Origin of the sequence: Prevotella sp. S7-1-8, from assembly GCF_000758925.1 — a bacterium.
GTDB lineage: Bacteria > Bacteroidota > Bacteroidia > Bacteroidales > Bacteroidaceae > Prevotella.
This window is the reverse complement of record NZ_JRNC01000056.1, coordinates 1-1,557: the sequence shown is the minus strand read 5'-3', so window position 1 is coordinate 1,557 and position 1,557 is coordinate 1. Positions and strand designations below refer to the sequence as shown.

General features: G+C 47.0%; 1 protein-coding gene. It reads right to left on the bottom strand.

Annotation, left to right across the window (positions count from 1 at the left end; all coding sequences use genetic code 11):
* Window positions 1-757: 757 nt before the first annotated feature.
* On the bottom strand, window positions 758-1,557 hold an 800-nt coding region (locus tag HMPREF1640_RS12620; protein ID WP_156098777.1), incomplete at its 5' end, for a TlpA disulfide reductase family protein.

Below are 1,557 nucleotides of genomic sequence, written 5' to 3'. Positions count from 1 at the left end.
CTTTCGCCCGAAATACGCAAAATACGCAATGGTTTGTAAATGGCTGACATTCAGCGTGTTTTGGAAAACGGCCTTTGTGCTCCTATTTCGTGGTCCCCGGTTGAGTGCCAAATGGCATGATGACAAGGTTGCAATCGCGGTGTGATCGAGGCTTTTTCGCGCTGTCAACAAGGCCTAATCACGCCATGAGAAAGCGCCAATCGCGGCACTCTTATGATTTTTTGTGACGCCCGACTTGGTTTTGACCAAAAAAAACAACCCTTTTCGCTCTGGATGACTCTAAAACAATGATCAAAAAAACAGTAATTATATTTTATAAAATCAGGAACAAGGAGTGAGGGATTGGGGGCGAAGAATGAATGGAGACAGCCGCGCCGGCTACAAGAAGCGTATGTGTGCGGTAGAAATTTGCGCGTGTAAACTTTTACGCCTGCGTCATGTCTTCCTGTCTTTAACCCATTTCGCGGTTAAACATGGTTAACCACGATTGTGGAGACCTACGTTATCCCCAAAAGAAAATGCCTGCCGAGCCTTTAGCTCGTCCATTAAATATCAGCGGAGCGGGTAATATTGGACGCTTACGGTGTTACTGTCGTACAGCATACGGACAAGTAAGCCCATTGCCCATTGGGGGAAAGGTGAAAGCCCAGTAGCTTGTTCCAGTATATGAAAGCCGCGAAATTTGTTTTTGCCGAATCGGCAGCTGCATGGGCTTCCTGCACGATACGCAAACTGACAATTGGCGGGAAAAAATGTTTTATCTTTTTTCCAGTAAACTTTCCAGTAATTCATCCAGCGCAGGGTTGGAGGGTCTGTCGGCGTTGGAACTCACCCAATTGCCCTGAGGGTCTATCAGCAGGAAACGGGGTATGGAGCCAACGTTCATCTCCTTTGGGAGCATGTCCCAGTTTCCCGCCCAAAGCTGCAGCCCTGTCAGCTTGTTGTCTTTCAGATATTGTAACCATTTTGCTTTGTTCTTGTCAATGGAAATGCTGACAAACGAGATGTTGTACCCTTTGTATTTCCGTTCCGTCTTTTGCAGATGAGGCATCTCCGCCTTGCACGGTGCGCACCATGTGGCCCATAAATCCACGTAGACATAGTTGCCGCGAAGTTCAGAAAGGGCGCGCAGGTTTCCATTGGCGTCGGAATACATGAGATTGGGGGCTTTCTCGCCTGCATTCATCTTGAAGACGGGACGGGGCAGGCTATTGCGCATCATCTGCCTACCCTTTTCAGACAGCAAGGGAAGATATTTGAGCTCATAAGCGAGATATTTGTCATATCCTTCTGTAGGAACATTCCCAAGGATGTATGCTTCCGCTAATTCGGGAGCGCGCAATTCTTTCAATTGCTCGTCCAGCTCATAATTGCGTCCTCTGAAAATAAATGTCTGCTTGTAATTGAAATATGCTTTCATCAGGCTAAGGCCATAGGGCTGGCAGAGAATCCGGGCTGTTGATTCGGGAAAAGTCCGCATGATCTCTTTGTAATAGGCAGACGTTTGTTCTTCCGAATCATAAGTTTGCTGGTTTTTCTGTAGGAACATGACAAAAA